Origin of the sequence: Komagataeibacter melaceti (assembly GCF_003403295.1) — a bacterium.
In the GTDB taxonomy this organism is placed as follows: domain Bacteria; phylum Pseudomonadota; class Alphaproteobacteria; order Acetobacterales; family Acetobacteraceae; genus Komagataeibacter; species Komagataeibacter melaceti.
The window spans coordinates 1-4,045 of record NZ_QUWV01000112.1 but is presented as its reverse complement, the minus strand read 5'-3'; the positions used below and the strand labels follow the sequence as shown (position 1 = coordinate 4,045).

Sequence of the window (4,045 nt, the reverse complement as noted above, 5' to 3'; positions counted from 1 at the left end):
GGTTTTGTGTTGGTGGGCGGGGCCTCAAGGGCGGGGATCATCAGCGTTTCCGGCGTGCTGTCACGCTGGGCGGCCAGCGTGAGCAGGCTGGCCACGTAACCATTGCGCAGCCCGCGTTCGCCATTGCCGGTGTTGTAGCAGCTCAGCGCATGGCGCAGGCGATCCTGCGTGCTGTCCGAATGCGGGCGTGCAGCAAGGTAGCATTCATGCAGGATGCGGCTGGCCACCCGCAGGTTCGCGCACGGTTCCACCATGGTGGAAGGGGAGAGGCCGAAGCGGGCCATATTGCGGCTGTTGACCTGGAGCAGGCCGATATCGAAATCATATCCATGCCCGCCAAGCCACCGCGCGGCCGCAATGGCTTCTGCTGCATCCGCAGGTGGGCGGGGCAGCCTGTAGGGACCGTTGACATGGATGGCCCACGGCACGCCAGCGGATTCCTGGCGCACCATGAGTGCTGCCATCCGGGGCGACAGGTCTGGCGCGCAGCGGCTGGCGAGGGCGGCAATCGGTTCGGCCTCCCCACCCCGCGCTGACCCCGCCAGCATGAAAACCATGAGCGTGATGGCAAGGGAGCCGTACAGTTTTTCCTTAGCGGACTTGCAAAGCATGGAGGGCTTTTTTATCCTTTCACCATGCAGCCAGCATCAGGAAACGGAATTGAGCGGTCAGCGGCCATTCTGGTCAGAGCTGGATGCACTTGCCTGTGAAGCGTGAAACACGACCCGTCCATCGCCGGTCCATTACGGTCTGCGCCACCATGGCGGTTGCGGGCCTGCTGCTGGGGGGATGCGCCTCCCGGCTTGGTCAGGCCACGCAGCCTAACATGCGCTATCTGGTTCCGGTCAACCATACCCTGCCGCCCGAACTGACCGGCACCCCGGCCACGACACCCACCAGCCCATCCGCCCCATCGGGGCAGGCGGCCACCCCATGATGGCGGAAAACCGGTCCGGCCTGCGCGGCCGTATGGTGATGGGCGGCATGCTGGCCATGCTGGCGGGGCTGTGCCCGCACGGCGCGGGGGCAACCGGGGCCAAGAGTACCTCCCCCTACGATTACCGCATCAAGTCGGTTGTCTATAACCCGCGCGACACGGTGGAGATTGACGGCGTGGTGGGAATCGCGACCGACATCACCCTCTCGCCCGATGAGCATTACGTCACCCATGCCTTTGGCGAGGAAGGCGGCTGGTCCTTCGCCTGCCGCGAGAACCACTGCTTCATCCGCCCCAAGGCGCAGGAAAGCGACACCAACCTCACCATCGTCACCGACCGGCACGTCTATCACATCCTGCTGCATTATGTCGGTGGGCGTGAGGAAAAGGGTGCCGATGGCCATGTCCACACCGCGTTCGCCGCCACCCCGTGGGCGCTGGCGCAGGCCACGGTTGAGCTGACCTATCTCTACCCCGATGAGGATGACAGCCGCAAAGCCGCCGCCGCCCGCGCCAGCCACATCCAGGCCGAACTGGCGGATGTGTACGGCACCGGCCCGCGCAATACCGCCTACCGCCGTTCGGATGGTGAGAAGGACCGCGCCATCGCCCCGCTGAATGTGTGGGATGATTACCGTTTCACCTATTTCCGCTTTCCTGAAAACGGGGTGCTGCCCACCCTGTATGTCATGAACGAAAGCGGGCAGGAAATGGTGGTGAACGCGGTCGTTCTGGGGCGTGACCACAATATCCTCGCCGCCCAGATGACCGCGCGTGAATGGCGCATCCGCTACGGCCAGCTTGTCATTGGCGTGGTGAATGACGCGTACAATCCCTCATTGGGCGGGGCGGCGAATGGGACGATCTCGCCCGCCGTCAGGCGCGTCGCGCGTGATCGCGATGGGGATTCGTGATGCGCGCGCGCGCCTCGCACCCTGCTTTCATGCTGGCCACCGGCACGGTGGCGGCGGCCCTTGGGCTGGGCGGTGGCATGGCCCGTGCGCAGGATACGACCCATATCGCACTTAAATGCCCCGGTGGGACGGTGGTGGTGGACGGGCAGGGACAGGCCTCCTGCCCGAAAGCGCCCGCCCCCCCGGCACCTGCGCCCGCCCCTGTGGCCGAGAGCGTGGAAGAAGCCGCGATGAAACGCAGGCTGGGCCATGACTTCGTGTTCGTGACCCCTGCGGCTGACACCACGCCCGCGGCTTCCGCCGCCGCCCCGGCTGCGGCCGCGGCCAAGACGGACAACCCGCTGGCCACCCGCCTCCAGCCGGATGGCATGGATGCCGCCGTCGCGCACATGATGCACGACCAGAACCTGACGGTAGGCCGTGGCACCCTGATTCCGTGTGGCACGATAAACGAGATCAATACGACCCTGCCCGGCATGGTGACATGCCGCGTCAGCCATGATGTCTATTCCATCAACGGCAAGGTCCGGCTGATCGACAAGGGCGCCATTGCGGAAGGCGAGATCACATCCGCCCTGCAATACGGGCAGAAGCGGATTTTCGTGAACTGGCTGCGCCTGCGCAACCCGGAGGGGGTCACGATCGACCTGCTCAGCCCCGGCACCACCCCGCTGGGCGGCAGTGGCGTCAAGGGCAAGGTCAATACCCATTTCTGGGCCAGGTTTGGTGATGCGATCATGGTGTCGATCATTACCAATGTTGGCCAGATGATGGTGCAGGCCATTACCAACCTTGCCTCCAAGCCCGGCACGACCAGCATCTCCACCAGTGATAGCGACACCAATTCCGTCGCGGGGCAGGTGGAAAAGATCATCCTGACCCAGACCAGCAACGTACCCCCCAGCCTGTATGTGCAGCAGGGCAATATCGTGCAGATCTATGTCGCGCGGGACCTGAGTTTCAGCAGCGTCTATACCCTGACCGACAGGTAGGAAGCGCCCCGGTACGGGCAGGTCATGCCGGGCCATATATTTCCGAAGTACACAAAGCCTGTTTAAAGGCACACTGAAGCATCAATATTATTATTTATAAGTAATTAATTTGCAAATTCGATATTTATTTTGTGGTTGAATTGTATTCCGGTTTGGGGCGATGATCGGTTTCAGGCAACCCATGTTCATGCATGTCAGGAAAGGGAACTCCGATGCCCCGCTTCATAAATGATGATGACCGCCCCGATGACGTGGGCGAAGGCAAGCACGGCACCGCGCGCAGGCTGGCCGAAGCCGGGCTGCGGGCCGAGCGCGAGGGCGATCAGGCCCGCGCCGATGAACTGTTTGATGAAGCCGAACGCACCGACCCTGAAGCACTGGAAAACGTGCTGATGGAAAACCCGGCCCCCCGCCGCCGCATATCCGGTCGTGGCTTTGGCGATGACCGGAGCGTCGAGCGCATGAGCCGCACCGTGGAGCCGGGATCCGATGCCCCTTCACGCGCCGGTATTACGGAAAATGGCAGCGGTGCTGATTCGGAAAACAGGTGAAAATTTCACTATTGGAAAATAAAAGTTTCCGGGTGCCGCCTTTTTTCACAAAGGCGGCGTTTCCTTAAGCTTTTTGAAAAAAGCTTAACCAAAAACTTTCTGTACCATGCAGAGAAAACAGTCCCCTAAAGGGACGGCCCCCACATGCCCGCCACGAACAGGATCGCGCCAAGCGCCAGCATGGCGATATGGAACATCACCTGTCCCGGCATGGAATCGGGGCTGATGTGCAGGCCGTGGACGAACTGCACCACCACAAGCGTCAGCCCCACAACGCACAGGCCGATACGCACGGGGCTGATCGAGGTAGGCCATATCTGGTTTCTGCGGTTCATCGCTGCGTATCTCCGGGCTTGCGGTCCAGTCTGCCATAAAAGCGGTCGGGGCAGAAGGTATGCCTGCATCCGCACGCATGCTATGCGCAAAAAGGAATTCGTGGTGAACCGATAGGATCAAGATGCGCCCTGAATGTCGTGCCATAACGCGCAGGCTGGCGGCCGGTGCCGCGACAGTGCTGCTGGCGCTTACCGGGCCCGCCCACGCACATCCACACCACCATGCCGGGGGCACCGTGCATCATCACCCGGCGGCAGCGGCGGTGGCGGACGTGCCCGCAGGCCCGCCCCTGCCGGACGGGCAGGTCTTCCTGCC

6 protein-coding genes and 1 pseudogene are annotated in these 4,045 nt (G+C 62.7%); 5 read left to right on the top strand and 2 right to left on the bottom strand.

All coding sequences use genetic code 11. From position 1 onward, the window contains the following. Positions 1-611, bottom strand: a 611-nt coding sequence (locus DY926_RS12245; RefSeq protein ID WP_116703625.1) for a lytic transglycosylase domain-containing protein, incomplete at its 3' end; no start/stop codon positions are given. 95 nt (positions 612-706) lie between these two features. Between DY926_RS12245 and DY926_RS17030 the strand changes: the two genes are divergently transcribed. The 4 genes from DY926_RS17030 (at position 707) to DY926_RS12230 (ending at position 3,394) form a co-directional block, all read left to right on the top strand. Then, on the top strand, positions 707-937 hold the full coding sequence (locus DY926_RS17030; RefSeq protein WP_148707777.1) for a hypothetical protein: 231 nt from the start codon (positions 707-709) through the stop codon (positions 935-937). Then, positions 934-1,851: a TrbG/VirB9 family P-type conjugative transfer protein gene (locus DY926_RS12240; RefSeq protein WP_116703624.1), complete on the top strand. Its 918-nt coding sequence runs from the start codon at positions 934-936 to the stop codon at positions 1,849-1,851. Before DY926_RS17030 ends, DY926_RS12240 begins: the two co-directional genes overlap by 4 nt. After that, positions 1,851-2,843 carry a TrbI/VirB10 family protein gene (locus tag DY926_RS12235; RefSeq protein WP_116703623.1) on the top strand — a complete coding sequence of 331 codons (993 nt, stop codon included), beginning with the start codon at positions 1,851-1,853 and terminating at the stop codon, positions 2,841-2,843. The genes DY926_RS12240 and DY926_RS12235 overlap by 1 nt, the downstream gene beginning before the upstream one ends. A gap of 212 nt (positions 2,844-3,055) precedes the next feature. Further along, complete coding sequence (locus DY926_RS12230) at positions 3,056-3,394, top strand: hypothetical protein (RefSeq protein ID WP_116703622.1); 339 nt, start codon at positions 3,056-3,058, stop codon at positions 3,392-3,394. Positions 3,395-3,519: 125 nt separating this feature from the next. Here the strand turns inward: DY926_RS12230 and DY926_RS12225 are convergent, their stop codons facing one another. After that, complete coding sequence (locus DY926_RS12225; protein WP_116703621.1) at positions 3,520-3,729, bottom strand: hypothetical protein; 210 nt, start codon at positions 3,727-3,729, stop codon at positions 3,520-3,522. Between the two features lie 122 nt (positions 3,730-3,851). On the opposite strand from DY926_RS12225, the pseudogene DY926_RS12220 reads away from it, so the two are divergent. Next, positions 3,852-4,045 (top strand): annotated as a pseudogene (locus DY926_RS12220) (hypothetical protein); the annotation flags it as partial.

Coding starts and splice junctions, on each gene's coding strand:
- DY926_RS12230 (WP_116703622.1), top strand. CDS start 3,056: ATGCCCCGCTTCATAAATGATGATGACCGCCCCGATGACGTGGGCGAA.
- DY926_RS12235 (WP_116703623.1), top strand. CDS start 1,851: ATGCGCGCGCGCGCCTCGCACCCTGCTTTCATGCTGGCCACCGGCACG.
- DY926_RS12240 (WP_116703624.1), top strand. CDS start 934: ATGATGGCGGAAAACCGGTCCGGCCTGCGCGGCCGTATGGTGATGGGC.
- DY926_RS12225 (WP_116703621.1), bottom strand. CDS start 3,729: ATGAACCGCAGAAACCAGATATGGCCTACCTCGATCAGCCCCGTGCGT.